This window comes from Cupriavidus sp. UYPR2.512 (genome assembly GCF_000379565.1).
Lineage (GTDB): Bacteria > Pseudomonadota > Gammaproteobacteria > Burkholderiales > Burkholderiaceae > Cupriavidus.
Genome location: NZ_KB903023.1, coordinates 1 through 2,315 on the forward strand (window position 1 = coordinate 1; position 2,315 = coordinate 2,315).

General features: G+C 61.6%; 2 protein-coding genes and 1 pseudogene. 2 read left to right on the forward strand and 1 reads right to left on the reverse strand.

The genetic code is table 11. From position 1 onward, the window contains the following. Nucleotides 1-134: 134 nt before the first annotated feature. Nucleotides 135-1,188: pseudogene (gene ligD, locus A3A5_RS38880) on the reverse strand (ATP-dependent DNA ligase); the annotation flags it as partial. 338 nt (nucleotides 1,189-1,526) lie between these two features. Here ligD and A3A5_RS41730 point away from each other — a divergent pair. Continuing rightward, nucleotides 1,527-1,799 carry a type II toxin-antitoxin system Phd/YefM family antitoxin gene (locus A3A5_RS41730; RefSeq protein ID WP_084402500.1) on the forward strand — a complete coding sequence of 91 codons (273 nt, stop codon included), beginning with the start codon at nucleotides 1,527-1,529 and terminating at the stop codon, nucleotides 1,797-1,799. Then, nucleotides 1,793-2,218, forward strand: coding sequence for a type II toxin-antitoxin system VapC family toxin (locus tag A3A5_RS0118270; protein ID WP_018311988.1), 426 nt, complete (start codon nucleotides 1,793-1,795; stop codon nucleotides 2,216-2,218). Before A3A5_RS41730 ends, A3A5_RS0118270 begins: the two co-directional genes overlap by 7 nt. Nucleotides 2,219-2,315: the final 97 nt, after the last annotated feature.

A 2,315-nucleotide genomic window follows, 5' to 3' on the forward strand; every position in this document is an offset into this window, starting at 1 on the left:
CATCGTTTGTCCTCCAGAGGCATCACATCTTACCCGCGTCGCTTTGCGCACGCCAGGTCCACTTCGGGAAGTTATTTCTCACTCGTTCCTTAGTGGACTATCTCGACGGGAAGACTTCGAGGAGCAGCTCTGGCTGCGGCAGGCGGAATTGTCTCCCAGGCGACGCCTGCGCCTGGATCCAGGTCGAAGATGACCCGGTCCGGATGGTCGATGTCGCGGGCGGTGGAGTTCCAGGTGTGGAATTCCACCAAATTCATCTGGGCGGCCGCGACAATCGCTTCGGGTGAGTCGGCCGTCAACAGCGCCGCATGACCGGGCCAGAGCGACGCCGGCTGCTCGGTCAGGCCCGGCATCGCGGCTTCGGCATGCTTCTGGAAAAACGTCGGGGCATCGATGCCGTCAGGGGCGCGCACCAGCGACAGCGGACGGTCTTTCAGGTGCGGCAGCATCCGGCCGGCGACGCTCTCGTAGTAGCGCACCAGTTCGACCTTCGTGATGCCTTGGGACTTGTCGATGACGCGTTCCGGGTTGGTGACCTTGATGGCGGCCATGCCGTGGGGTCACGGCGGTCTGGACCGCCTCGCGCCGGATCGATTTCGCAGCATGGTCCGTGCGCAGGCCCTTGAACGAGGCGTGGCGAACCTGGCCTTCCGGCGTCCACTCGGAGAATTCGACTTCAGCGACCAGCGTCGGCTTGACCCATTGGACCGCCGCATCGCGACGGCCGCCCCAGCGACGGCTGGCCCGCGCTTCCGTCGAAAACGGGCTCTTGTCCACTTGCAGTTTCGCGAGCCGCTGGCGCAGGTCCGTCGCCGCCACGCTGTCCCAGCCGGTGCCAACGCCGCCGGTGTATCGCAGTTCGCCCTCGGCGTAGACACCCAGAGAGAGTCTGCCGATCTCAGTGCGGGCGCCTTCGCGGTCGGAGAAGCCGCCGATGACAAACTCCTGGCGAAGCTTGCACTTCGCCTTCAGCCAGCTCTGGGTGCGCGCCGACACATAGGGGGAGTCTGCCCGCTTGAACATCAGGCCTTCCAGACCGAGCTGGCAGGCTGCCTGGAACATCTGCGCGGGCGGCGCGTCGAAGGCTTCGCTGAAGCGCACGCGCTCCATATGGGCCGCGATCAGAAGCAAAGCCCAACGGCAGTTGTTGGCCAATTGCAAATCGCTCGAACAACGCAGGTCGCGAGGATCGCAGAAAGCTGCCGTGAAGGGCCGCGGGTCAGGAGAGCAATTCGCCGCACACGACGTTATTTAACCATTTGAATTGCCCGAGCCCAATATCCGCCAAGCCGCCTTCACGCAATCGCCTCCCTATCGCGTGCTTGCCGAAACTGGCAAAAGAAGCCCGCACTCAGCGAGGTCAGGGAGGCGGAAGCTGATGCGATCTGGGTTTTCTATGCCTTGCCGGATCGCCGGTGCTCTATAGCCCCCTTTGGCACGCCCGCATGATCGGCCGTTGATTCGGGACTTCTGCTCGCGCTGCATGTACAATTGGAATGTACATTTCTGGCAAGGAGCACCATCCCATGCAAACGATCCCATTCTCTGAGGCAAGAGCGCACCTCGCTGATGCGCTCCGGGGCGTAGAAGTGGCGCAAGAGCCACTAATGATCTCCAGACGCGGACAGGCGGCCGGGGTCTTGATGTCTTGGTCGCAATATCGGCAGCTTGTTGGCTCGTCATCTGGCTTTTCTGCGCGCTTAGCGGAGTGGCGCAAAAGCTATGCGGCAGAGGAAGATGAGGGCGATCCCTTTGAGCAATTACGTCAACCCGATGGGGGAAGGGAATTCTCATGGTGAGCGCCGTGAGTTGGTTGCTGGACACCAACATTATTTCAGAGGCCATGCGGCCGAGACCTGAGGTCGCGGTAATGGAGAATTTGGCCCGCTACGATGGTGAGCTAGCCATTCCGGCCCCAGTCTGGCATGAGCTCCGCTATGGTTGGTTGCGCATGCCAGAGGGCCAACGCAAGGACGCTGTTGGTCGTTTTGTGCAAGATGTCGTTGGCACGTTGCCCATATTGCCTTATGACGGTGCCGCGGCGCGGATCCACGCAGAGCTCCGCCAGTCGCGCGAGCGGGCTGGATTCACATTGCCATTCGTGGATGGGCAGATTGCATCGGTTGCGATCGCGCACGGGCTGACCCTGGTGACGCGTAATACCAAGGATTTTGCGGAATTGGCTGGTTTGCGGCTGGCGAACTGGTTTGGCCTCTGAGGGCCGCTAAGGAACGAGTGAGAAATAACTTCCCGAAGTGGACCTGGCGTGCGCAAAGCGACGCGGGTAAGATGTGATGCCTCTGGAGGACAAACGA